The 22,090-nt window shown below is 68.1% G+C and carries 23 protein-coding genes; 12 read left to right on the forward strand and 11 right to left on the reverse strand.

Going from position 1 to position 22,090, the window contains the following annotated elements:
• Positions 1-310: 310 nt before the first annotated feature.
• Complete coding sequence (locus R5H29_RS01550; RefSeq protein ID WP_332328633.1) at positions 311-880, reverse strand: TlpA disulfide reductase family protein; 570 nt, start codon at positions 878-880, stop codon at positions 311-313.
• A complete protein-coding gene (locus R5H29_RS01555; RefSeq protein ID WP_019661157.1) occupies positions 877-2,151 on the reverse strand; it encodes a YihY family inner membrane protein in 1,275 nt (424 codons plus the stop codon). Before R5H29_RS01555 ends, R5H29_RS01550 begins: the two co-directional genes overlap by 4 nt.
• Positions 2,152-2,228: 77 nt before the next feature.
• Between R5H29_RS01555 and wrbA the strand changes: the two genes are divergently transcribed.
• The 3 genes from wrbA to R5H29_RS01570 all read left to right on the forward strand — a co-directional run bounded on the left by wrbA (position 2,229) and on the right by R5H29_RS01570 (position 3,719).
• On the forward strand, positions 2,229-2,822 hold the full coding sequence (gene wrbA, locus R5H29_RS01560) for an NAD(P)H:quinone oxidoreductase (protein ID WP_329847007.1): 594 nt from the start codon (positions 2,229-2,231) through the stop codon (positions 2,820-2,822).
• Positions 2,819-3,154, forward strand: coding sequence for a DUF2069 domain-containing protein (locus tag R5H29_RS01565; protein WP_019661155.1), 336 nt, complete (start codon positions 2,819-2,821; stop codon positions 3,152-3,154). Before wrbA ends, R5H29_RS01565 begins: the two co-directional genes overlap by 4 nt.
• A 79-nt stretch (positions 3,155-3,233) precedes the next feature.
• Positions 3,234-3,719: an asparaginase domain-containing protein gene (locus tag R5H29_RS01570; protein WP_010481766.1), complete on the forward strand. Its 486-nt coding sequence runs from the start codon at positions 3,234-3,236 to the stop codon at positions 3,717-3,719.
• Between the two features lie 119 nt (positions 3,720-3,838).
• Here the strand turns inward: R5H29_RS01570 and R5H29_RS01575 are convergent, their stop codons facing one another.
• The 3 genes from R5H29_RS01575 to sufT all read right to left on the reverse strand — a co-directional run bounded on the left by R5H29_RS01575 (position 3,839) and on the right by sufT (position 7,739).
• Positions 3,839-5,581: a S8 family peptidase gene (locus tag R5H29_RS01575; protein WP_332328634.1), complete on the reverse strand. Its 1,743-nt coding sequence runs from the start codon at positions 5,579-5,581 to the stop codon at positions 3,839-3,841.
• Positions 5,582-6,033: 452 nt separating this feature from the next.
• Positions 6,034-7,128 carry a branched-chain amino acid aminotransferase gene (locus tag R5H29_RS01580; RefSeq protein WP_058980362.1) on the reverse strand — a complete coding sequence of 365 codons (1,095 nt, stop codon included), beginning with the start codon at positions 7,126-7,128 and terminating at the stop codon, positions 6,034-6,036.
• A 59-nt stretch (positions 7,129-7,187) separates the two neighbouring features.
• The gene (gene sufT, locus R5H29_RS01585; protein WP_005415385.1) at positions 7,188-7,739 is read right to left on the reverse strand and encodes a putative Fe-S cluster assembly protein SufT; all 552 of its coding nucleotides are present in this window, start codon (positions 7,737-7,739) and stop codon (positions 7,188-7,190) included.
• Positions 7,740-7,861: 122 nt separating this feature from the next.
• Here sufT and R5H29_RS01590 point away from each other — a divergent pair, with 122 nt between their 5' ends.
• On the forward strand, positions 7,862-8,281 hold the full coding sequence (locus R5H29_RS01590) for a hypothetical protein (RefSeq protein WP_332328635.1): 420 nt from the start codon (positions 7,862-7,864) through the stop codon (positions 8,279-8,281).
• Positions 8,282-8,401: 120 nt separating this feature from the next.
• Here R5H29_RS01590 and R5H29_RS01595 read toward each other — a convergent pair whose 3' ends face one another.
• A complete protein-coding gene (locus R5H29_RS01595) occupies positions 8,402-9,862 on the reverse strand; it encodes an NAD(P)(+) transhydrogenase (Re/Si-specific) subunit beta (RefSeq protein WP_332328636.1) in 1,461 nt (486 codons plus the stop codon).
• Positions 9,859-10,179, reverse strand: coding sequence for an NAD(P) transhydrogenase subunit alpha (locus R5H29_RS01600; protein WP_332328637.1), 321 nt, complete (start codon positions 10,177-10,179; stop codon positions 9,859-9,861). Before R5H29_RS01600 ends, R5H29_RS01595 begins: the two co-directional genes overlap by 4 nt.
• Positions 10,180-10,277: 98 nt before the next feature.
• Between R5H29_RS01600 and R5H29_RS01605 the strand changes: the two genes are divergently transcribed.
• Genes R5H29_RS01605 through R5H29_RS01615 form a run of 3 tightly spaced genes read left to right on the forward strand, consistent with a single transcriptional unit; the run spans position 10,278 to position 11,650 of the window.
• Positions 10,278-10,862 carry an RNA polymerase sigma factor gene (locus R5H29_RS01605; protein WP_019661149.1) on the forward strand — a complete coding sequence of 195 codons (585 nt, stop codon included), beginning with the start codon at positions 10,278-10,280 and terminating at the stop codon, positions 10,860-10,862.
• Positions 10,859-11,185: a hypothetical protein gene (locus R5H29_RS01610; RefSeq protein ID WP_019661148.1), complete on the forward strand. Its 327-nt coding sequence runs from the start codon at positions 10,859-10,861 to the stop codon at positions 11,183-11,185. Before R5H29_RS01605 ends, R5H29_RS01610 begins: the two co-directional genes overlap by 4 nt.
• 3 nt (positions 11,186-11,188) lie before the next feature.
• Entirely contained in the window at positions 11,189-11,650 is a 462-nt protein-coding gene (locus R5H29_RS01615; protein ID WP_308305583.1) for a DUF3106 domain-containing protein, read from the forward strand.
• 100 nt (positions 11,651-11,750) lie between these two features.
• On the opposite strand, the gene R5H29_RS01620 is transcribed toward R5H29_RS01615, so the two are convergent.
• Positions 11,751-12,830, reverse strand: a complete 1,080-nt coding sequence (locus R5H29_RS01620; protein ID WP_019661146.1) for an NAD(P) transhydrogenase subunit alpha — start codon at positions 12,828-12,830, stop codon at positions 11,751-11,753.
• 52 nt (positions 12,831-12,882) lie between these two features.
• Positions 12,883-15,204: a DUF1631 domain-containing protein gene (locus tag R5H29_RS01625; RefSeq protein ID WP_021203205.1), complete on the reverse strand. Its 2,322-nt coding sequence runs from the start codon at positions 15,202-15,204 to the stop codon at positions 12,883-12,885.
• 331 nt (positions 15,205-15,535) lie between these two features.
• On the opposite strand from R5H29_RS01625, the gene R5H29_RS01630 reads away from it, so the two are divergent.
• Genes R5H29_RS01630 through R5H29_RS01645 form a run of 4 tightly spaced genes read left to right on the forward strand, consistent with a single transcriptional unit; the run spans position 15,536 to position 18,390 of the window.
• The gene (locus R5H29_RS01630) at positions 15,536-16,117 is read left to right on the forward strand and encodes a nitroreductase (RefSeq protein WP_332328638.1); all 582 of its coding nucleotides are present in this window, start codon (positions 15,536-15,538) and stop codon (positions 16,115-16,117) included.
• Entirely contained in the window at positions 16,114-17,049 is a 936-nt protein-coding gene (locus tag R5H29_RS01635; protein WP_019661143.1) for a 5'-3' exonuclease H3TH domain-containing protein, read from the forward strand. Before R5H29_RS01630 ends, R5H29_RS01635 begins: the two co-directional genes overlap by 4 nt.
• Entirely contained in the window at positions 17,046-17,600 is a 555-nt protein-coding gene (locus R5H29_RS01640) for an NUDIX hydrolase (protein ID WP_019661142.1), read from the forward strand. Before R5H29_RS01635 ends, R5H29_RS01640 begins: the two co-directional genes overlap by 4 nt.
• Positions 17,593-18,390, forward strand: coding sequence for an N-formylglutamate amidohydrolase (locus R5H29_RS01645; RefSeq protein ID WP_019661141.1), 798 nt, complete (start codon positions 17,593-17,595; stop codon positions 18,388-18,390). The genes R5H29_RS01640 and R5H29_RS01645 overlap by 8 nt, the downstream gene beginning before the upstream one ends.
• A gap of 136 nt (positions 18,391-18,526) precedes the next feature.
• Here R5H29_RS01645 and R5H29_RS01650 read toward each other — a convergent pair whose 3' ends face one another.
• Complete coding sequence (locus R5H29_RS01650; RefSeq protein ID WP_171952425.1) at positions 18,527-19,939, reverse strand: MFS transporter; 1,413 nt, start codon at positions 19,937-19,939, stop codon at positions 18,527-18,529.
• Positions 19,940-20,044: 105 nt separating this feature from the next.
• Between R5H29_RS01650 and R5H29_RS01655 the strand changes: the two genes are divergently transcribed.
• Complete coding sequence (locus R5H29_RS01655) at positions 20,045-20,929, forward strand: LysR family transcriptional regulator (protein WP_332328641.1); 885 nt, start codon at positions 20,045-20,047, stop codon at positions 20,927-20,929.
• 211 nt (positions 20,930-21,140) lie between these two features.
• Here R5H29_RS01655 and R5H29_RS01660 read toward each other — a convergent pair whose 3' ends face one another.
• Positions 21,141-21,737 (reverse strand): hypothetical protein, encoded by a 597-nt coding sequence (locus R5H29_RS01660; RefSeq protein ID WP_332328640.1) that lies wholly within the window; start codon positions 21,735-21,737, stop codon positions 21,141-21,143.
• Between the last annotated feature and the right edge of the window lie 353 nt (positions 21,738-22,090).

Raw genomic sequence — 22,090 nt, forward strand, 5'->3', positions numbered from 1 at the left:
GGTCAGATCCGTTTTCCGCAGGAAAACGGATCTGACCCCGAATTGATTCGAGATCTGAAAGAGATTCATCCACGCATGGCGTGGATCTACCAGATCGCAGAAATCTGTCAGAGGCGGGGCGGGGGGGGGGGGGGGGGGGGGGGGGGCCCCCCGGGGGGGGGGGCCCCGCCCACCACGCGGAAGTGGGGGGGCCCCCCCCCCCCCCCCCCCCCCCCCCCCGCCACAACACGGAAATCGCACTTTGGCAGTTGCTGTTGCCGTTGCTTGAAAGTTTCGGCGGGTGCAGGGCGCAGCCCTGCCGATACCCAACCTACTTGGCAGCAGCGATCTGCTTTTCGATGTCGGCGGCCGTCACCGGGCCGAGGAAGGTGTGCGCCAGCTTGCCCTGCGGATCCAGCAGGTGCGTCAACGGCAAGCCGCGTGGCGTGGCGAAGTCCGCCGGCGGATCGAACGGGTCCACGATCACGATCGGATAGGTCACCGGATGCTTGGTCAGGAACGACTGCATCTCCGGCACCTCGATGTCTTCATAGGCCAGGCCGACCACTTCGATGTTGCTGCGCATCGCATGCAGCGCCGACAGCTCGGGCATCTCCTTGCGGCACGGGGCACACCAGGTCGCCCAGAAGTTCACCACCACCCACTTGCCGCGATGCGCGGCCAGGTCGTAGTCGCTGCCGTCCACCGCCTTCATCTTCAGCGTCGGGAACTCGGCGGTGGTACGTTCGGCCGGGGTCTCCTCCACCGCTGCGGGGGTGGCCGGGGTCGGTGCCTGTGCCGCTGGCTGGCTGCTGGCGGGGGTGGGCTCCTGGGCCGGCTTGCAGGCCGACAGCGCCAGCAACAGTGCCAGCGGCAGCAGCAACGGGGTCTTGCGGGTCATGGCATGTCTCCAGAATCGGTGTAGATATCGCTGACCTTGCGCTTCAGGCGTTCACGCAGGGGCAGTCGCAGATCGTCCAGCGCCGCCAATGCGGCACGTCCCAGGCTGTCATCACGATACGGCAGGTGCTGCTCGGCCACCGGGATGCGCAGCTGGGTGCATTCGTAAAGATCGGCCAGGCTGACCTGGTCCAGATCGCGCGACAGCAGCCACTCGCCGCGCTCATCGCGGCGCAGCAGGTCGATGTCCTGCAGATTGCAGATCAGGTCCTGCAGCAGTGAATCGGTCAGCATCGGCTCCAGCCGCAGGATCTCGTCATCGGCCAGGCCCTTGCCCTTCGCCCGTGCATGCTGGAAGCGGCCGAGCAGGCGAAGCAGTCCATAGAACTCATACCCCTGCGGCAGGCGCAGTTCCACCGGCTGGTAGCGGAAGGCCGCCATCGACGAAGACAATGATGCGCCCAGCAGCACCGCCACCCAGCACAGGTAGATCCACAGCAGCAGGATCGGCACGAAGGCCACCGTGCCATACAGCTTCTGGTAGGACTGGAAGCTGCCCAGATAGGCCCCGATGCCCCACTTCACCAGCTCCAGGATCACCGCCGCCAGAATCGCGCCGGGTATCGCGTGCCGCCACTTCACGGTGTGGTGCGGCACCACCCGGAACATCAGCGTGATGCAGACGAACTCGATCAGGATCGGCGCCAGCCGCAGGGCCAGTTCGGCCAGCCAACGGCCCTCCTGGGTACCGAACAACGGCAACGCGAACACCCGCGCCGACACCGCCAGCGACGCAGCAGCGAGCATCGCGCCCAGGGTCAGCACGGTCCAGTAGACCAGGAAGCGGGTCAGCTTGGGCCGGGTGGAGCCAACCCGCCAGATCTGGTTGAAGGTCTCTTCCACGCTGTTGAGGGTGATCAGCAGCGATACCACCAGCGCGATGAAGCCGGCGGCGGTGAGCTGGCCGGCGCTGGCCGAGAACTGCCGCAGGTAGCCCTCGGCCGCGCGCGCGGCGTTGGGCACGAAGTTGGAGAAGACGTAGTCGCTGAGCTGGTCGCTCCAGCGGTCGAAAACGGGGAAGGCCGAGAGCACGCCGAACACCACGATGGCCAGCGGCACCAGCGCGAACACCGTGGTATAGGCCAGCGCCGCCGCTGCCTGGAACAGGCGGTCGTCGAGGAAGCGGTGCCACAGGAAGCGGCCGAAACTGATGGCCCGTGCGCGATCCCGCGCGCGCTCCATCCACAGGTTGAGCGTATCCAAAGGTTCCATCGGCGAAAGGGTACCCGATGCGGAATGCTGGCAGGATAGCCATACTGGTGGCCACACGACGAGGAGAAGCGGGCACGATGGGCGAGATTCTGGTGCTGTACTACAGCCGGGGCGGTTCGGTGGCACGGCTGGCGCGCCAGATCGCGCGGGGCGTCGGCGAAGTGCCTGGCATGAGCGCGCGCCTGCGCACGGTGCCGCCGGTGGCCGCAGTGACCCAGACCGCGCAGCCGCCGGTGCCCGACGATGGCGCCCCCTACGTGAGCGTGCAGGACCTGGCCGAATGCCAAGGCCTGCTGCTCGGCAGCCCGACCCGCTTCGGCAACATGGCCGCGCCGGTGAAGTATTTCCTCGACGGGCTCGGCGCCGAATGGGTCAACGGCACCCTGTCGGGCAAGCCGGCCGGGGTGTTCACCTCGACTGCTTCGATGCATGGCGGCCAGGAATCGACCCTGCTGTCGATGCAGGTACCACTGCTGCACCATGGCTGCGTGATCGTCGGCATCCCGTTCACCGAGCCGGCGCTGAGCCACACCACCAGTGGCGGCACGCCGTATGGCGCCAGCCACGTGGCCGGTGCCGCCGACGACCCGCAGCCGACCGACGATGAAGCCGTGCTTGCGCGCGCGCTTGGCCGCCGGGTGGCCGACATCGCGCAGCGGTTGGCCCGATGAGCACCGGGCAGCGCACGGTCCTGCTGCTGGCCCTGATGGGGCTGGCTGCGCTGTTCGCCGGCTGGTTCATCAATGACAAGCACTGGCTGGCCACCCAGCTGGTGTTTACCGCGCCACCGCTCGCGCTGGCCATTGCGCTGCGCCTGGGATGGCGCAGGACGGGTTTCTGGGCCTCGGTACTGGCCCTGGGCTGGTTCAGCCACGGCGTGATGAGCGCCTGGAGCCACCCGCAGACGCGCTGGCTGGCGCTGATCGAAATCACACTGGCCCTGCTGGTGATCTTCAGCGCCAGCCTGCCAGGGCTGCGCGCCCGCTTCGGCAAGCGACGCTGACGCTGCGCCCGCCGGGCCGTATCATCTGTGCTCCCGGCCCCGCGCCGCTGCACCTGTCCTGGTTTCGCGCATGCACATGATGGAAGAGCTCCTGGTCGTCACCACCGGTGGCACGATCGACAAGATCTACTTCGACGACAAGTCGGACTACCAGATCGGCGATCCGCAGATCGGCATGATCCTGCGCGAGCTGGGCGTGACGTTCCGCTTCAACGTGATTCCGATCCTGCGCAAGGATTCGCTGCACATCAACGATGAGGACCGCGAGCTGATCCGCGCCACCATCGCCGCGCAGCCGACCCGGCACGTGCTGGTGACCCACGGCACCGACTCGATGGTGCAGACCGGCAAGGTGCTGGCGACGATTCCGGACAAGACCATCGTGATGACCGGTGCACTGAGCCCGGCACGCTTCCGCGGCTCGGATGCGGAGTTCAACATCGGCTGTGCGATCGGTGCGGTGCAGTCGCTGCCGAGCGGCGTGTACATCGCCATGAACGGCCGCATTTTCGACCCGCAGCACGTGCGCAAGAACGTGGCCGCGAACCGCTTCGAATCGGTCTGAGGAACAGCGTGCCGACCAAGGTCGGCACCCACCATGGCGCGGCGGCACGTACCACCGCCGGCCCCATGCAAGAACGCCCCGGCCTGGGCCGGGGCGTGCCCATGGAGAGGGACTTGGGCTCAGTACTGGGCGTTGAGGGTCACGCCCGAGAAAGTGCTGTACGCCTTCACCCGCACATACCAGGTACCGGCGGCCGGACTGTTCACCGTGCAGGTCTCGCTGTTGCCGCTCAGGTACGGACGGCAGGTGTACACCGTGTCGGTCGGCGCGCTGCCCTGGCGGATGTAGAGGTCGGCGTCACCGGTGCCGCCGCTGATCGCCACGCGCAGCTGGCTGCTGCCGGCCGGGACATTGACGGTGTAGCTGAGCGATGAACCACTGCTGGCCGACAGGCCGGTGACCGGCACATTGTTCTGCAGGACGTTGCCGCCCGGATTCGGAGTGCCGCCCCCGTTGATGGCTGCGGACACTGCGGCGTTGGCGTCGATGATGCCGGCACCGCAGCCACCCGAGCATGACCCCGGCAGTGGGCGTGCGGTGCTCTTGATGATGCTCTCGACCTGCGCCGGGCTAAGCGGGCTTGGCGCGACCGATTGCATCAGCGCAACCACGCCGGCCACATGCGGCGCCGCCATCGAGGTGCCGTTGTACGACGCGTAGCTGGCGCTGCCCGGCGTGGTGGTGCCGGTGTTGAGCGTTGACAGGATGCTCTGGCCCGGTGCCGAGATGTCGATGCCGGTGCCGTAGTTGGAGAAGCTGGCACGCGCACCGGCCGAGGTTGTGGCCGCCACGGCAATCACGTTCGGGCAGTTGGCCGGCACCGACGAGGACACGTTGGTGTTGCTGTTGCCGGCGGCGACCACCACGGTGGTGCCACGGCCGACAGCGCCATTGATCGCATTCTGGTAGGTGGTGGAGCAACTGCCGCCACCACCCAGCGAGAGGTTGATGACTTCAGCCGGATTGGCATTGGCCGGCACGCCACTGACGGTGCCGCCGGAAGCCCATACGATCGCGTCGGCGATGTCGGAGGTGTAACCGCCGCACTTGCCGAGCACGCGCACCGGCACAACCTTGGCGTTGAACGCGGTACCGGCCACGCCGGTGCTGTTGTTGGTCACTGCCGCCACGGTGCCGGCGACGTGGGTACCGTGCCAGCTGGAGTTGGAGGCCGGGATGCCCGAGCCGCACTCGTTGGCGCCGTACCAGTCGCCTTCATCGTTCGGGTTGTTGTCGCGACCGCCACCATCGCGCGCCATCGCGGCGTCGCTGATGAAGTCGTAGCCGGGCAGGATGTTGGCGTTGAGATCGGGGTGGTTGGTGATGCCGGTGTCGATCACCGCCACGACCACGCCGGTGCCGGTCGACTTGTCCCAGGCCGGCTGCACGTTGATCGACGCATTGGAGGTACCGAAGCCCCACTGTTCGCTGAAGCGGGTGTCGTTCGGGGTCAGCGTCGCGCGCATGATCTGGTCGACTTCGACGTACTCCACGTTCGGATCGGCGGCCAGCTTGCGCATCAGCAGCTCGGATTCAGCCTGGTCGAGCGGGCGATCGGTCCTGACCAGGGTCGGGCCGACGGCCAGCTTGCGGACCTGCTGCAGGCCCAGTGCGCGGCCCTGGCTGCTGGCCACGCCGGCGGCGGCATTCTTCAGTGAAGAGGCCAGTGCGGTGGTGTTGGCCACCGGCGCGCTGCCGTCGCGGTACTTCACGATGAAACGCTGGTGGGTCGGCGCGGACTGCAGGCCGCTGAGCTGGACATCGCCGGCCAGCGCAGGCGTGGCCAGCAGCAGCGATGACAGAACGGACGCACCAAGGACCACCCACACTCGACGCACACGCGGTTGCGTTACCTGGGACATCGTATTTCCCTTTCTTGTGGTGTGAATGCCGGAATCGGCAGAAGCACCGGCCCGAACCCTGGGCTGGCTTGCATTGGCGAGGTTCGAAGTCCGGCGAGCCAGCGGATCCCCCTAACGATCCGCCGTGCAGATGACGCTAATGGCCGAAACCGGACACCACAAGATTTTCAGCGTCTTTTCAGCTAGATGAAATGTTCGTTCTGAGACTTTTCGGGTCAAGGGTTTGTGAAGGTGAAGGAACTTTCTCGCGTCCTGCACAGACCTGACTGGGCCATCACATGTCCCGGAATGACTTTGCCGACATCGGCGTCCGCCGATCCGGAGTCAAATCCTTTTTCACGCGGAAAGGGATCTGACCCCCTTGGCCTGAAATGCAGAAAGCCCGTCGCGGGGACGGGCTTTCCAGAAGCGCAGCCGGGCGCGGGCCCGGCTCTACGATTCGATGTGGGCGATCAGCCCAGCTTGACCAGCCAGTTGTGGCGGTCCGGCAGGCGGCCGTACTGGATGTCGGTCAGTTCCTTGCGCAGCGACATGGTCACCTCGCCGGCCGGGGCGTTGATGTCGCCCACCGAGAAGCCCTCGCCCTTCAGCTGGCCGATCGGGGTGACCACCGCGGCGGTGCCACAGGCAAACACTTCGCTGATCGCACCGGAGGCGACGCCGTCTTTCCACTCGTCGATGCTGACCTTGCGTTCTTCGACCTTCATGCCGCGGTCGCGGGCCAGCTGCAGGATGCTCTCGCGGGTAATACCCTCGAGGATGCTGCCGGACAGTTCCGGAGTGACCAGCGTGCCGTCCTTGTAGACCAGGAACACGTTCATGCCGCCCAGTTCTTCCAGGTACTTGCCCTCGACCGGGTCGAGGAACAGCACCTGCGAGCAACCCTGCGCCTGCGCCTTCTGCTGAGGCAGCAGCGAGGCGGCGTAGTTGCCACCGCACTTGGCAGCACCGGTGCCGCCCTTGGCCGCACGCGCGTATTCGGTGGACAGCCAGATCGACACCGGGGCAACGCCCTTGGCGAAGTACGGGCCGGCCGGGCTGGCGATGACGTAGTAGCCGGCCTTGTGCGCACCGCGCACGCCGAGGAAGGCTTCATCGCCGATCATGAACGGGCGGAAGTACAGGCTCGACTCGTCGGCCGACGGCACCCAGTCGCTGTCGACGGCGATCAGCTGCTTCAGCGATTCGACAAAGATCTCCACCGGTAGTTCCGGCAGCGCCAGGCGCTGCGCCGAACGCTGCAGGCGACGGCCGTTGGCATCCGGGCGGAAGGTCCAGATCGAGCCGTCAGCATGGCGGTAGGCCTTGATGCCTTCGAAGATCTCCTGGCCGTAGTGCAGCACGGCCGCGGCCGGGTCCAGCTGCAGCGGACCGTAGGCACGCACGTTGGCGTTGTGCCAGCCGGTGTCCTTGTCCCAGCGTACTTCCACCATGTGGTCGGTGAAGTGCAGGCCGAAGCCCGGCTTCTCCAGGATCTTGGCGCGCTCTTCAGCGCTACGCGGGTGGTCCGAACGGGTGACGGCGAAGCTGGGAATGGACTGGGACACCGGAGATTTCCTGTTCTGGTTGCGGGTATTGCCGGGCCCGCGTCACTGCGGGCCGTGGGTCAAAGCATGCCGGTCTCGAGCCGGGCCGCCTCGGACATCATGTGCTGGTTCCACGGCGGGTCGAACACCAGGTCGACGTCGGCCTCGGCCACCGTCGGGATCATTTCGAGTTTGCTGCGCACGTCGTCGACCAGGATCTCGCCCATGCCGCAACCCGGTGCGGTCAGGGTCATCTTCACATCGATCTCGCGCTTGCCTTCGTCCAGGTGCTTGATCTCGACCTCGTAGACCAGGCCCAGTTCGACGATGTTCACCGGAATTTCGGGGTCGAAGCAGGTGCGCAGCTGCTGCCATACCAGCTGTTCCACCTGTTCATCGGTGGCGTCGGCCGGCAGTTCCAGCGGTGCCGGCGCTTCCTTGCCGATGGCGTCGCCGTCCTTGCCGGCGATGCGGAACAGGTTGCCCTCGACGAACACCGAATAACTGCCGCCCAGCGCCTGGGTGATGTACCCATAGCTGCCGGCGGGCAGGGTCACGGTGTCGCCCTGCGGGACCATCACGGCCTCGCAATCGCGTTCGAAGTGGACAGGTTCGCTGCTACGGGAATACATGGGGACCGATATGGGGCCGTGGCCGGGGCCACGCAAGACGGCATTCTAGCCCAGCCGCCCTGCCGCCGCCGGTGCACTGCGGCAAACCACAGTATCCTGTGGGTGATCTTCAGGGAGCTTCGATGTCCTCCAATGCCGCGCGTGCCAGGACCGTGACCTGGCTCTGGCCCATCATGCTGTTGCTGGGCCTGCTTGTTGCTCCCCTCGCCTGGATGGTGCTGGCGCTGATGACCGGCCGGCAGGTCGGCTGGATGGCGGTCGTGACCGCCCTGGAACTGGTGTTCATGCTGCGCATGGGTACGCTGGGCCCGGGCCGGCTGCGCATTGCACTGGTCGTGCTGGGCACCCTGCTGGTGACCGCCGTCGCCAACTGGACCATCGCCAGCGCCTGGATGGGCGGCTCGATCGGGCTGGACCTGTGGGACGCGACCCTGCGGATGGGCCCGCACCTGGCCTGGACCCTGGTCGCCCTCGCCAATGGCGCGGTGGAATGGCTGTGGCTGGCGCTGGGCGTGGCCGTGGGCGCCTGGCTGGCGCGCTGACCGCGCAGATCCACGTCACGCGTGGATGAGGGTAGCGGGGGGGGGGGGCGCGCGGGGGGCCCCCGGGGGCCCCCCCCCCCCCCCCGCCCGGCCCGGCCCCGCCCCGCTACCGGTACGGCCTCACTGCCCGCCGTCGAGCGCCTTCAACTCGCTGACCAGCGAGGCTGCCGCTTCGGCACCATCGCCGTACAGCATGCGGGCGTTGTCGGCGTAGAACAGCGCATTCTCGATGCCCGCAAAACCGGTGCCCTTGCCGCGCTTGATCACCACCACGTTGCGCGCATTGACCACGTCCAGCACCGGCATGCCGTAGATCGGGCTGGCCGGGTCGGTGCGTGCCACCGGATTGACCACGTCGTTGGCACCAATCACCAGCACCACGTCGGTGTTGGCAAACTCCGGGTTGATGTCGTCCATGTCGGCGATCAGGTCATAGGGCACACCCGCTTCGGCCAGCAGCACGTTCATGTGCCCGGGCATGCGCCCGGCCACCGGATGGATGGCGAACTTCACCTTCACCCCGCGCTGGCCCAGCCGCTGCGCCAGCTCCCAGATCTTGTGCTGGGCCTGCGCCACGGCCATGCCGTAACCAGGCACGATCACCACGCGTTCTGCGTAGGCCATCATCGCCGCGACATCCGACGCGTCAATCGGCTTCTGCGCACCGCTGATCGCCTGCGCTTCCCCGCCGGCGCCACCACCGAAGTTGGAGAACAACACATTGCGGATCGGCCGGTTCATCGCCTTGGCCATCAGCCGGGTCAGCAGGATGCCGGCGGCGCCGACCATCATGCCCGCGATGATCAATGCCTCGTTGCCCAGCACGTAGCCTTCGAACGACACCGCCAGGCCGGTGAACGCGTTGTACAGCGAGATCACCACCGGCATGTCGGCGCCACCGATAGGCAGCGTCATCAGCACGCCCAGCGCCAGCGCCAGTACGAAGAAGGCGACGATCGCCCAGGTGCTGAGCGTGCTGGCGGCGATGATCGCCAGCACCACCACGGCCAGCGCCACCAGCAGGTTCATCACCTGCTGGCCGGGCCAGGTCACGCGCTTGTCCAGGCGCCCATCCAGCTTGGCCCAGGCAATCACCGAACCGGACAGCGACACGGCACCGATCGCCGCGCCGACCACCGCCAGCAGCAGCACCGTGCCCGACGGCTGGCGCCCGGCCAGGTCGGCCAGCGCCTGCGCGCTCCAGTGGCGGGTATCGCGATGGGCGAGGAAGGCGTAGCGCAGCAGTTCCACCGCACCGATCGCCGCCGCCGAGCCACCGCCCATGCCGTTGTACAGCGCCACCATCTGCGGCATGTCGGTGATGGCGACCTTGCCGGCCGACCACCAGGCAAGGCCGGCGCCGAGCAACAGCGCCACCAGGATCAGCGGCACGTTGTGCAGTTCGGGGAGCAAGAAGGTCGCCACCGTGGCCAGCAGCATGCCCAGCCCTGCCCAGCGGATGCCGCTGCGCGCGGTCAGCGGCGAGGCCATGCGCTGAAGGCCCAGAAGGAACAGCGTGGCGGCAGCGAGGTAACTGGCCTTGACCAGCCAATCGAGCAGTTCGACGGTGCTGATGTTCAAGCCTGCGGCTCCTTCGGTTCGTCCTGGCCCCCCTTGGGCGCGCTCGGCTTGAACATTTCCAGCATGCGCGCGGTGACCACGTAGCCACCGGCGGCGTTGCCGGCACCGAGCACCACGGCGAGGAAGCCCAGGGCTTTGTCCAGCGGCGTCTGCGCATGCCCCAGCACCACCATCGCGCCGATCAGCACGATGCCGTGGATGAAGTTGGAGCCCGACATCAGCGGCGTATGCAGGATCACCGGCACCCGCGAAATGATCACGTGGCCGGCGATGGCCGCCAGCATGAAGATGTACAGCGCCACGAACCCGTCACTCACTGGCAACGCTCCTGCTCTGTCTTCGTCGTCCCATCATAACCATGGGCTGAACCCCGCGTGCACCCGGCGTCAACCGAAGCGGCGCTCACGCGTTGTCGATGGTGACCCCGAGCGAGGAACCGTACCCTGTGCTGGTGAGCAGCCCCGTCCCCCCGAGCGCCGAGACCGATGCCCCACCGGCATCGCTGGAGGCGTTCCTGGCCAGCGTCGGCCCGCGTGCGTTCCGCTTCGCCGAGGCCGGCCTGCGCCAGCGCGAAGACGCCATGGATGCGGTGCAGGACGCGCTGATGCGCATGCTGGACTACGCCGACAAGCCGGCGGCCGAATGGGCGCCGCTGTTCTGGAGCATCCTGCGCCGGCGCGTGATCGACGTGCAGCGCCGGCGCCGCTTCCGCCTGCCGTTCTGGCGCGACAACCAGGACGCGGAAGGCGGCGGGATCGACTGGGCCGATCCTGGCCCCGACCCGGCACAGGCGCATGAACAGCGCCAGCAGTACCAGCAGCTGGTGGACGCGTTGCGCCGCCTGCCCGCCCGCCAGCGCGAGGCCTTCACCCTGCGCGTGCTGCAGGACCTGGACGGGGCCACCACTGCCCGCGCCATGGGCTGCAGCGAAGGCGCGGTAAAAACCCATCTGGCACGCGCCCGGCAGGCGCTGCAGGATTATCTGGAGATCCACCCGTGAAACGCTCCCTGCCTTCCGACGACACCCTGCGCAGCCTGCATGCGCAGTCGCTGCAGGCGCTGTCGCCTGCAACGTTGGCCCGGCTGCGCCACGCTCGCCACGGCGCCACGGCCGCCCACCGGGGGCGCTGGCGCTGGTGGCTGGCCAGTGCATGCTCGCTGGTCGTGGCGCTGGGGATAGGCCTGCAGTTCACCGGCCATGGCACGCTGACGGGCCCTGCGCCGGCACCTGTGCTTGCCGCGGTGGAAGACAACAGCGCGCTCTACGACGAAAATCCCGATCTGTACCTGTGGCTGGGCGATACCGACCTGGCGATGGAGTGAATCATGCCCCGACTGCACACCCTGCCCCTGCTGATGACCCTGTTGCTGCTGCCGGCCGTCCCGGCGGTGGCGCAGACCGCCGCGCCCGCCCCTGCCGCACGCCCTGCGCCGGCCGCACCGCTGCCGGCCTGGGAACAGTTGAGTGAAGCGCAGCGGGAGTCCCTGCTGGCGCCGCTACGCGACCGCTGGAACAGCGCCGATGCCGGCCAGCGCCAGCGCATGCTCTCGCACGGCCAGCGCTGGCAATCGATGAGTCCGGAAGAGCGCGACAAGGCCCGCCGCGGCCTGCGCCGCTTCGAGCACATGAGCCCGGAACAGCGCGAGCAGGCCCGCGCCCTGTTCGGCCAGATGCGGGGGCTGCCCCCCGCGCAGCGCGATGCCCTGCGCGAGCGCTGGTCACAGATGACGCCGGAACAGCGCAAGGACTGGGTGCGCGACAACCCGCCGCCGGCGAAGCCCCGGTAAGGCCAGATTCAATCCTCTGTAGCGCCGAGCCCACGCCCGGCTGCTTCATCGCGTCTGCGCAAGCCGAGCATGGGCTCGGCTCTACAGCATGCAGGTCAGGTCACGCCTGCCAGCGCGTCTTGGCCAGCAACTCGTCTTCCCAGTCGAAACCGAGCTGCCCTTCGCGCACGAACAGCGCGACGAAGTTGAGCAGGTTGCGCGCATACATCTCGCTGGCCTGGGTCGCGCCGCGGCTGGCCAGGCCCAGTGGGCCATCAATGGTCACGCCCTGGTGTTCGATGCACTGCCCCGGCTGGGTCAGAGCGCAGTTGCCACCGCTCTCGGCAGCCAGATCCACGATCACGCTGCCAGCAGCCATGCCCTCCACCATTGCCGCAGTCACGATCGTCGGCGCCGGTCGCCCCGGCACCGCTGCGGTGCAGATCACCACATCCACGCTGCGCAGGTGGTCGGCCAGCCGGCGCTGCTGCTCGGCGCGCTCCTCATCACTCAGTGCGCGCGCATAACCGCCCTCGCCGGCCGCACTCACGCCAAGATCGAGGAAGCGTGCACCCAGTGACTGGATCTGCTCGCGGGTTTCCGGGCGCACGTCGAAGCCTTCCACCTGTGCACCGAGGCGGCGCGCGGTGGCAATGGCCTGCAGGCCCGCCACGCCGGCACCGATCACCAGCACCTTGGCCGGGCGCACAGTGCCGGCGGCGGTGGTCAGCATCGGGAAGAAACGCGGTGCACGTTCTGCAGCGATCAGCGCCGCCTTGTAGCCGGCCATGCCGGCCTGCGAACTGAGTACATCCATCGCCTGCGCACGGGTGGTGCGCGGCAGCTGCTGCAGCGGGAACAGCTGCAGGCGACCATCGGTCGCCAGCGCGGCCAGCGCCGGATCGCTGGCCGGGGCCAGCAGGCCGACCACGCTGGCGCCGGGCTTGAGCTGTTCCAGCACCGCCGCAGGGGGGGCCTGCACGCACAGCAGGATGTCGATCTCGGCCCAGCGGCCCGCGTCGAAGACGCGTGCACCGGCATCGTCATAGGCGGCGTCGGTGAAACCAGCGGCCAAACCCGCGCCCGCCTCATACCAGACGGCAATGCCCATGGCCCCGAGCTTGCGCGCGGTTTCCGGCGTCAGCGCCACGCGCCGTTCGCCCGGCGCGGTCTCCTTGATCCCCAGCAACGCCACGGCCATGCAGGTCCCCGCTGATCGGTGAGTTTTCCCGATCCTAGCAGGCGGCCACGGCTCAGTGCAGCGTTGCGCTGCCCGGGTCCAGCCGATCGATCACACCCTGCATCGCGCTGTCGAAGGCGCCATCGTCAACGTGGGCACGCAGGCGGCCCAGCCGCACCATCACCGCCAGTTCTTCCGGCGAGGCCACGCAGAAGCGCACGCCACGACGGTTGACGAACAACAGACGCGAGGAAATCGGGCTGACCCAGGACAGCTTGCCGGCCTGGACCTTGCCGTCCTTGTCGACGAAATCCAGCCAGTTGCCGATTTCCATGCGGCGGAAGCGGTCGGCATCGGCGTTGTCGAAATCGTCGGCGTCGATCTGCCCGCCGAGCTCGACCGCTGGCGATTCAGCCACCGGCGGTACCGGCAACGCGACCTGCGGCAGCTCCGGCAGCGCGCGCTGCAGCTCCGGCCGCGATTCGGCAATGCCCTGCAAGGTGTCATGCAGGGCATCAATGGCGCCGGTGGCGGCATCACCGTGCACGCCAACGCTGCCGAACACCTTGGCCAGCGCCGGCTGCCAGGCCTGCAGCCATGGCTTGCCGACGATCTGGCGGCGCGCCTCGGCCACTTCCTCCAGCAGGCCGTCGGCCAGGCTCAGTGCCTCGGCCACCGACGCGCCCTCCTCGCCCTCGCGCAGCAGGGCCAGGGTCAGGTGGTGCTGCCACGGCTGGCGCAGGAACTCGGCGATGGCCGGCGGCAGGGAGGCATCGCCGATGCGACGGTCCAGTTCGGCACCTGCCCGGCTGCGGGCCATTTCCAGCTTTTCCTGGCCACGCTGCGTTTCGGCGGCGCGCCGCTCGGCGATTTCCACGCGGCGGCGGTGCTGCACGAGGAACTCGCGGAATTCCTCTTCCAGGGTCAGGAAGATCGCCAGGTTCTCGTTGAACTCGGCCACCAGCCGTTCGATGATCTCCTCGACCTTGGCCATCAGCATGCGCTCGGCCTGGCTCTCGCCGGTGTTGCCCTCGCAGGCCTCCGCCAGCGAGTTGAGCAGCTTGCGCGCCGGATGGGTCTTCTGCACGAACATCCGACGGTCGAGCATCGCCACCTTGACGAAGGGCACCACCAGGCGGCCGATCAGCTCGCGCGAGCGGCCTTCCAGTTCGCGCTCGTCCAGCATCACGTCGAACAGCATGCCCACCAGGTCGATCGCATCCTCGTCCTGCGGGTCCAGCCGGGTCTGGCCCGGATCGACGCCCAGCCGGGTCGCGCTGGACAGTACTTCACTCTTCAAGCGCTGCGCCAGGGATTCGCCGTCCTCGCCGATGGCCGCGCGCAGGGTGGCGCTGGGCGTGGCCTGCAGCAGTGACAGCACCGACATCATCTCGCGCTGGCTCAACGGGCGATGCTGGCCGACCGCGACCTGCGCGGCCGAGGTGGCATCCTCGCGAACGTGACGGGTCTGCTGCAGCAGCTCATGCAGGGCCTCCAGCAGCATGCCCTGCTGGCCGGCATACGCCTCGCCGTTGCCGGCATCGTCGCCCCCGAGATGCTGCTGCATGTGGCCACGGCGCTCGGACCAGCGCGCGGCGAAGCGCTGCGCCCAGGCCGGCGCGGCCTGCTCATCATCGCTGAACTCGGATTCCAAGCCCGCCGCGTGGCGCGGCTCGACCAGATCATCCGCCCCCGCCGCCATGCGCGGGTCGGGCGCGGCCGACAATGGACGCCGCGGGGCCCCCACCTGCGACATCACGCCAGCGGCGGCCAGCTGCTCGTCCAGCTTCTCGTAGATGCGGCCCACCGGCGCGCGCAGGTCGCGCTCGCACAGCTTGATCAGCACCAGGTGCACTTCCGGCGCCAGCTCGCAGCCGGCAAAGGCCTCGTGGATGGCCACGCCCAGGTGTTCGGGGCTGACCGGGTTGTGGTCGGCATCCAGCTCGGCGCCGCCGATCAGGCGGCCCAGGCGCCGGTCCAGCCGCGCCAGCACCGGCTTGAAGTCGCGCAGCAGCACGGTGGCGAAATTGCGCACCGCCAGCCGCGATTCCAGTACATGTTCGGCCAGCAGGCTCAGGCCATCTTCGGCAGGACCGGACAGGGTCGCCTCGGCCGACAGTGGCTCGCCGCTGGCGAGCGCGTCCCAAGCCCGCTGCAGATGGCCGGCGAAGGCACCGGCGATGTCCTCGCGGCGGCGGCGCAGTTCACGCATCGCATCCAGGAACAGCAGCTGCGACGAACCGGCATTGCCGGCGCGGTCGAACAGTGCGTCGTCGAAACGCGCCAGTGCGGCCCCGAAAACCTGGCACAGCGCGGGCAGGACCATGTCCCGGGCACGCTGCAACTGGACCGGGTCACGACCCGGCGATCCCATCGGTGTGGGCGCGCTCATCATTCGGGAAGGCTCCCCACCTTCTCTGGTACGACAGTCAGCATGGACATCGCGGCGGCCGGCACACCCCATGTACCGGTACGTCGATGGTAGGCCGGCCAGCCCGTCACGGACAGTGAAACAGTCCTCACTTCAAACCTCATGACCGGCGGCCCGGCAAGATGGATATCGTAAGCCGTGCAAGGCCCACGAGGCGAGAGCAGGCGGCCGTCCCTTTCCCGCCAGTGGCATGATGTTCATCACAGTTTGGTATTCAGGGGCTGGACGCGACCCAGACGGCGTCTTCGACCACCCCGACTATAATCAAATGCCCGTGATGACCGGTTCAGACTCCATGCCCGACCCCACTGCCCTGCTTGCCCTGGATGCCCGCCGCTCGGTGCCCTCGCGGCAATTGGGCGAGCCCGGCCCGGACCCGGCAACCCTGCAGCGCATGCTGGCCTCGGCCGTACGCGTGCCCGACCACGGCAAGCGGGTACCGTTCCGCTTCCTGAAGATCGCCGGCGATGCACGTCACACTCTGGGCAAGTTCCTAGCCGAGCGCAGCCGCCAGCGCGACGCGCATGCCGGCGAGGCGGTATTCGAGAAGGACCGCCAGCGTTTCAGTCATGCCCCGCTGGTGATCGTGGTGGTGGCCAGCCCGCGCCCGGACCCGAAGGTCCCCGAACAGGAGCAGCTGATGACCGCCGGCTGCGTCTGCTTCGCCCTGCTGCAGGCCGCACAGGCGCTGGGCTTCGGCGCGCAGTGGCTGACCGCCTGGATGGCCTTCGACCCCGCCGTGCACGCCTACCTGGGCCTGGCCGAGGGCGAGAGCGTCGCCGGTTTCATCCATATCGGTACGCCGAAGGCCGCCGTACCCGAGCGCGAGCGTCCGGACCCGGCCGCGCTGCTGCGCGACTGGGCGCCGCCGGCATGAGCCTGCCGGCACCGCCGCCTTCGCTGTACCTGGTCGATGCCAGCATCTACGTGTTCCGCGCCTGGCACTCGCTGCCGGACCAGTTCCAGGACGCGCAGGGCTGGCCGACCAATGCCGTGCACGGTTTCGCCCGCTTCCTGCTGGACCTGCTCGAGCGCGAGCGCCCGCAGCACATCGCCATCGCCTTCGATGAAGCGCTCGACAGCGGCTTCCGCCACCGCCTGTACCCGGCCTACAAGGCCAACCGTGATCCGGCACCGGAAGCACTCAAGCGGCAGTTCGTGCACTGCAAGGCGTTATGCGCGGCGTTGGGCCTGGCGGTGCTGGCGCACCACGAATACGAGGCCGACGACCTGATCGGCAGCGCCCTGCACGTTCACCGCAGCAGCCATCGCGGCGTGATCATCTCCGCCGACAAGGACCTGTCGCAGCTGCTGGCCGACCATGACGAGCAGTGGGACTATGCGCGCAACCAGCGCTGGAACGTGGCCGGGGTGAAGGCGCGGCACGGCGTGCACGCGCACCAGATTGCCGACTACCTGGCGCTGTGCGGCGATGCGGTGGACAACATTCCCGGTATCAGTGGCGTGGGCAGCAAGTCCGCCGCCGTGCTGCTGGCCCATTTCGGCAGCATGGATGCACTGTACGAACGCCTGGACGAAGTGCCGTTCCTGCGCCTGCGCGGCGCGGCCCAGATGGCGGTGCGCCTGCGCGAGCAGCGCGAGCATGCCCGGCTCTGGCGCCAGCTGACCACCATCGCGCTGGACGCGCCGCTGGAAGGCAGCCAACCCGGCCTGCTGCGCCAGGCGGCCGACCCGGAACTGCTCGGTGGCCTGTGCCAGACCCTTCGATTCGGCCCGATGACCCGCCGCCGGCTGTTCGATGCCGCTGGCGTGGCCGACCCTCTTCCCACCCACAGCGAGCCCGCATGAGCCAGCGCAATACCGAAGCCCCGCGTGTCGTCTATGAAGGCAAGTACCAGCGCATGGTCGTGCGCGGTACCTGGGAATACAGCGAACGCACCCACGCCGGCGGCCTGGCGGCGATCATCATCGCCGTCACCCCGGAGGACAAGGTGCTGTTCGTCGAACAGTTCCGTGTACCGCTGCAGGCCCCCACCATCGAGATGCCGGCCGGCCTGGTCGGCGACATCCACGCCGGCGAATCGATTGAAGTCTCGGCCGTGCGCGAGCTCGAGGAAGAAACCGGCTGGACCGCCGATCACGCCGAAGTGCTGCTGATCGGCCCGACCTCTTCCGGCGCCAGCAGCGAGAAGATCGCCTTCGTGCGCGCCACCGGCCTGCGCCGGATCGGCGAAGGGGGTGGCGACGACAGCGAGGACATCATCGTCCACGAGATTCCGCGCAGTGAGGCAGCGGCCTGGCTGGTGCAGAAGATGGGCGAAGGCTACGAGCTGGACGCCAAGCTCTGGGCCGGGCTGTGGATGATCGAGCATCACCTGGACGGACGCCCGCGTGGCTGACGCCGACCTGCATGCGCTGCCGGCGCTGCTCGGCGCCGACGACCCGGCGATCTACACCCTCCACCGGCCGCAGGGCGCGTCGCCGTACCTGCTGCTGGCCGACCACGCCGGCCAGCAGGTGCCGCGTGCCCTCGCAGGCCTGGGCTTGCCGCAGGCCGAACTGGACCGCCATATCGGCTGGGACATCGGCATTGCCGGCACCACTCGTGCACTGGCCGAACGGCTGGATGCCTGGGCGATCGAACAGACCTATTCGCGGCTGCTGATCGACTGCAACCGCCCACTGGCCTCGCCCACGCTGATTCCGGAGGTGAGCGACCACACCGTGGTGCCCGGCAATGCCGCGCTGTCGGCGGCGCAGCGGCAGCAGCGCATCAATGCGATCCACGCACCGTACCACGCCCGCATCGATGCGGAACTGGACGCGCGCCGCGCTGCCGGCCGCCCCACCCTGCTGGTGATGATGCACAGCTTCACCCCTGTGATGAACGGCGCGCAGCGACCGTGGCACGCCGGCGTGCTGTACCACCAGGACACGCGCTTTGCGCATGCCCTGCTGCAGGCACTGCGCGATGAAGGCGACCTGGTGGTGGGTGACAACGAACCGTATTCGGTCAGCAGTACCAGCGACTACGCGGTACCGGTGCATGGTGAAGGGCGCGGCCTGGTGCACGTGGAGCTGGAGATCCGCCAGGACCTGATCGCCGATGCCGCCGGGCAGCAGGCGTGGGCAGAGCGGCTGGCGCGGATCTTCAGCGCGTTGCAGCCGCAGTTGCTGGCGCTGGGTTGAATGCGCGTGGATCCATTCCGGATCGGTAGTGCCGGCCGCTGGCTGGAAACCTCAGGGTAGTTGGATCAATGTGTTTGCCGGCCAGCGGCCGGCACTGCCACAGGCGCGGCACATCCACCCACGGCAGCGCCTTCAATCATGCCTCGTTGGCCGGGCAGACGGTGGCGGCCGATTCGGCCGGCACCGGGCGCAGGCCCAGCGCGATCACCACGCCGAACAGTGAAAACAAGGCGGCACCGTATTCGGCGCGCACCAGCCCGGCCAGTGCACTCGGCGAACCGGCTGCACCCGCATGGGCATTGGCCACCATCACCAGCACCGCCAGGCCCAGCGCACCACCGATCTGCTGCGCGGTCGCCGCCATGCCAGATGCAACACCCTGCTGTGCGGACGGCACGCCCTGCCCGGCCACGATCCACATCGAGGTCCAGGTCATGCCCTGGCCGATGCTCAGCACTACCACGCCGGGCAGCAGCGGCCAGAAGTTCGAGGCGTGCGGGAGTGTTGCTGCGGCCCAGGCGATGCCAACGGCACCGGCCAGCTGGCCGAGCACCAGCACCTTGCGTGCACTCCAGCGCTTCAGCGCCCACTCCGCCAGCTGGATGCCGACCGTGCACACCGCCGTCGCCGGCAGGAAAGCCAAGCCGGCCTGCAGCGGGCTCCAGCCGTAGCCGTCCTGGAAGTACAGCGCCATGAAGTAGTACTGCACTCCATAGCTGCTCATGAAGGCGAAGGTCAGGCCCAGTGCCGCGCGCAGTCCGGGCAGCCGCAGCAACGCGAACTGCATCAGCGGATCGCGGCTGCGCTGTTCGATCTGCACGAACGCCACCAGCAGCAGCACCGACAGCAACAGGCAGCCCAGCGTGGCCGGCGCAGTCCAGCCCCACTCCGGCCCTTGCACGAGGGTAGTGACCAGCAGACTGCCGCCGGCAGTGACGGTGAGGCAACCGGCCAGATCGAAGGAACGGCCCTGCAGACGCGGGCCATCGGCTGGCAACCACGCGCCCGCAGCGACCGCGCAGGTGGTGGCCAGTGGCACGATCACCGCCAGCACCGCCGGCCAGCCGAACGCCTGGGTCAGCACGCCGCCGAGCAGCGTGCCCAGCGCCAGGCCCACCGCGCTGGCCATGCTCCAGATCGCAAGTGCACGGTTGCGCACCGGACCTTCCGCATACAACGTGTTGATCAGCGCCAGCGTGGCCGGGAACAACAATGCCGCGCCGATGCCCTGCGCCGCACGCGCGATGATCAGCAGGGTGGCGTTCGGCGCCAGCGCGCCGAGCAGCGACGCCAGTGCGAACAGCAGCATGCCCAGCCGGTAGAAGCGGCGACGGCCGATCAGGTCGGCGGCGCGGCCCCCCAGCAGCAGGCTGCCGCCGAAGGCGACGGTGTAGGCACTGACCACCCATTGCAGCTGCTGCGCATTGATCTGCAGCGCGCGCCCCATGTCGTGCAGGGCGACGAAGATGATGGTGGCGTCCAGGGCGATGATCAGCTGGGCGGTGGCCAGCAGGGTCAGCGCCCAGCGCGGGTACTTGAGGGGAGGCATCGACGCTCCGGTGCTGTGGGGGAGCGCAGTCTCATTGATGCAGAGCTATCAATAAACCCCTTTCCGTCCATATCTGTCATGATTTTCAGCATGAATGGAACCTCGATGGACCTCAATGCCGTGCGCATGCTGGTGCAGGTGGCCGAAGCACGCAGTTTCACCGTCGCCGCCGGGCCACTGGGCCTGAGCCAGTCAGGCCTGTCGCGCGCGATCAGTCGGCTGGAGGCCACGCTCGGGGTGAAGCTGCTGCAGCGAAACACCCGCAACGTGGCACTGACCCCGGATGGTCGTCAGTTCGTCGATCAGGTCGCTCCGCTGCTGTGCGGTCTCGAGGACGCCGAACGCCAGTTGGCCGACCGTCCGTGCACACCCTCGGGCACCCTGAAGATCAGTGCGCCCTCGATGTTCGGGCGCAAGGTGCTGGTACCGCTGCTGGGGTCGATGCTGCAGCAGCACCCGCATCTGCAGGTGGAAGCCGTGCTCAACGACCGCCTGGTCGATCTGGTCGAGGAAGGTTTCGATGCCGCGCTGCGCACCGGCGTCATCGCCGACCAGCGCATCGTCGCGCGGCCACTGCGGCCGCTGCGCTGGGTGACGGTGGCCAGCCCGGACTACCTCGACCGCTGTGGCGCGCCCGACGATGTGGCCGCCTTGCGGGATCACGCCTGCCTGGCGGTGCGCAACCTGCGCAGTGGCCGGCTGGTGGACTGGCAGTTCCTGCAGGACGGGCAACTGCGTGAGGTCACACCACCGACGCGGATGGTGTTCGACAGCGGCGATCCGCTGGTGGAAGCGGCCATCGCCGGTATCGGCATCGTGCAGGTGATGGATTTCGCGGTGGCCGACGCCTTGGCCGACGGCCGCCTGCTGCGCGTGCTGCAGCCGTTCGAGGGCCGCAGCCGTGCGCTGTCGCTGATCTACCCGCCGTCGCGCCAGCACTCGCCGAAGCTGCAGGTGCTGGCCGACGCGTTGCTGGCCGGGGACTGGTAAATCCACGCCATGCGTGGATGAGGCCGGTAGCGCCGGGCCATGCCCGGCGAGCCGCATCGCGGCGACGGACCGGAATGCCGCCGGGCACGGCCCGGTGCTACCGGTAGGGCGTTGCCGGCCAGCGGCCGGCACTACCGGGTGCAGTAGATCCACGCCGCGCGTGGATGTGGACTTCGGTGCAGAGCCAGCGCGCGACGCAGCAAAAACTGATTCAGCCCAATTGGAGAAAGAACGCCCCGGCGCGTCCTACCGGAGAAAAATCAGGCTTATCCCGGAGGAACAGATACGCCATGCCGTCGGACAGTACGCCTTTTTGCGAAGGCAGAATGCCGTCGATGTCCGCGCCGTAGAGCATCAAGCGACGGCGACCGCCATTCCACGTCAAAGGTGATTGCAGCCATGCATCGACTCCATCCAGCTTGGAATCCAGGTTCTCATCATCGTCAGGTTCCAAACACTCCACACGCTCGATACGGCCGCGCTCAAGCGAGTCGCTCATGCATCGGCTTCTGGATGCGCCGCCACGCCTGTATGCGAGCACAACTGCGTCGCTAGTTCCCTGCACCGCGCGCAGCCGACGGGAGTGGGAATGATCCCGCGTATCGGTGGGGATGAAGACTGAGAACCAGAAATCCTCAGCAACGCCCTGCGGATAGAACCAATGTGCAGGGAGTGCCATCAGGTGAAAGAGCGCACGGCCTTCAACACAGGCTGGCCAAGGTATGTTCTCTGGAAGAAACGCACCGCCGCCAACGTATGCATCGGTTGGAGAGGCCTTTTCCTTGGTCAACAGCAGGCGGGTGTACATGGTGGGGTCGCCGAAAACTGCACGGACGTCCACGGTGCCAGCGCGCCTCGCCCCGGTTCAAGGCCAATAGCGACAGCCTTGAACAAGGGAGAGAATCGCCGCCGGGCATGGCCCGGCGCTACCGGTGAGGCGTGTGCGGCGGGGGGGGCGCCCAACCCGGGGGGGGTGTTGCCCCCCCCGGGGGGGGGCCGGCCCCGGCCCCCCCCACGCCTCACCGGTCGCGCCGGGCCAGGCCCGGCGGCGATTCTCTCCCTTGTTCAAGGCTGTCGCTATTGGCCTTGAACCGGGGCGAGGCGCGCTGGCACCGTGGACGTCCGTGCAGTTTTCGGCGACCCCACCATGTACACCCGCCT

The organism is Stenotrophomonas sp. A3_2 (assembly GCF_036624925.1).
In the GTDB taxonomy this organism is placed as follows: Bacteria; Pseudomonadota; Gammaproteobacteria; order Xanthomonadales; family Xanthomonadaceae; genus Stenotrophomonas; species Stenotrophomonas hibiscicola.

Bases quoted from the DNA above. Each gene is read 5' to 3' on its own strand.
- R5H29_RS01550 (WP_332328633.1), bottom strand. From the start codon at position 880: ATGACCCGCAAGACCCCGTTGCTGCTGCCGCTGGCACTGTTGCTGGCG.
- R5H29_RS01555 (WP_019661157.1), bottom strand. From the start codon at position 2,151: ATGGAACCTTTGGATACGCTCAACCTGTGGATGGAGCGCGCGCGGGAT.
- wrbA (WP_329847007.1), top strand. From the start codon at position 2,229: ATGGGCGAGATTCTGGTGCTGTACTACAGCCGGGGCGGTTCGGTGGCA.
- R5H29_RS01565 (WP_019661155.1), top strand. From the start codon at position 2,819: ATGAGCACCGGGCAGCGCACGGTCCTGCTGCTGGCCCTGATGGGGCTG.
- R5H29_RS01570 (WP_010481766.1), top strand. From the start codon at position 3,234: ATGGAAGAGCTCCTGGTCGTCACCACCGGTGGCACGATCGACAAGATC.
- R5H29_RS01575 (WP_332328634.1), bottom strand. From the start codon at position 5,581: ATGTCCCAGGTAACGCAACCGCGTGTGCGTCGAGTGTGGGTGGTCCTT.
- sufT (WP_005415385.1), bottom strand. From the start codon at position 7,739: ATGTATTCCCGTAGCAGCGAACCTGTCCACTTCGAACGCGATTGCGAG.
- R5H29_RS01590 (WP_332328635.1), top strand. From the start codon at position 7,862: ATGTCCTCCAATGCCGCGCGTGCCAGGACCGTGACCTGGCTCTGGCCC.
- R5H29_RS01605 (WP_019661149.1), top strand. From the start codon at position 10,278: ATGGTGACCCCGAGCGAGGAACCGTACCCTGTGCTGGTGAGCAGCCCC.
- R5H29_RS01615 (WP_308305583.1), top strand. From the start codon at position 11,189: ATGCCCCGACTGCACACCCTGCCCCTGCTGATGACCCTGTTGCTGCTG.
- R5H29_RS01620 (WP_019661146.1), bottom strand. From the start codon at position 12,830: ATGGCCGTGGCGTTGCTGGGGATCAAGGAGACCGCGCCGGGCGAACGG.
- R5H29_RS01625 (WP_021203205.1), bottom strand. From the start codon at position 15,204: ATGATGAGCGCGCCCACACCGATGGGATCGCCGGGTCGTGACCCGGTC.
- R5H29_RS01630 (WP_332328638.1), top strand. From the start codon at position 15,536: ATGCCCGACCCCACTGCCCTGCTTGCCCTGGATGCCCGCCGCTCGGTG.
- R5H29_RS01635 (WP_019661143.1), top strand. From the start codon at position 16,114: ATGAGCCTGCCGGCACCGCCGCCTTCGCTGTACCTGGTCGATGCCAGC.
- R5H29_RS01640 (WP_019661142.1), top strand. From the start codon at position 17,046: ATGAGCCAGCGCAATACCGAAGCCCCGCGTGTCGTCTATGAAGGCAAG.
- R5H29_RS01650 (WP_171952425.1), bottom strand. From the start codon at position 19,939: ATGCCTCCCCTCAAGTACCCGCGCTGGGCGCTGACCCTGCTGGCCACC.
- R5H29_RS01655 (WP_332328641.1), top strand. From the start codon at position 20,045: ATGGACCTCAATGCCGTGCGCATGCTGGTGCAGGTGGCCGAAGCACGC.
- R5H29_RS01660 (WP_332328640.1), bottom strand. From the start codon at position 21,737: ATGTACACCCGCCTGCTGTTGACCAAGGAAAAGGCCTCTCCAACCGAT.